This is a genomic window from Ochrobactrum sp. SFR4, from assembly GCF_019730395.1.
Lineage (GTDB): Bacteria > Pseudomonadota > Alphaproteobacteria > Rhizobiales > Rhizobiaceae > Pseudochrobactrum.
Genome location: NZ_JAAPBB010000587.1, coordinates 1 through 303, shown reverse-complemented (window position 1 = coordinate 303; position 303 = coordinate 1). Strand labels below are relative to the sequence as shown.

At 62.0% G+C, this 303-nt stretch carries 1 pseudogene; it reads right to left on the bottom strand.

What is annotated here, in order from left to right:
* Positions 1–54: 54 nt before the first annotated feature.
* Positions 55–303, bottom strand: a pseudogene (locus HBA93_RS20375) (type IV secretory system conjugative DNA transfer family protein); the annotation flags it as partial.

Sequence of the window (303 nt, the reverse complement as noted above, 5' to 3'; positions counted from 1 at the left end):
AGGGTCGGACAGGAATCCCGCGACACCGGCGAGCGTCTTGTCCTTTTCGGCTTAGAGGACGGGGAGGATCCCAGCAACCAGCAGCGAGTGGCTTGTCTTCTCCCAGGGGTTGGGTTTTTCCAGCGAACCTTCCGGATCGACCAACACGTCGGCGACGTTCTGTACGTCGCGCACTTCCCATTCGCCGCGGCGCACCTCGAGCAGGGGATTGTAGGCGGCTGATTTGACGTTGGTCGGATCAAACAGAAGCACGCGGCCGTGCTTTGAGCGGAAGCCGGCGGTGAGCTGCCAGTTCTCGCCCTT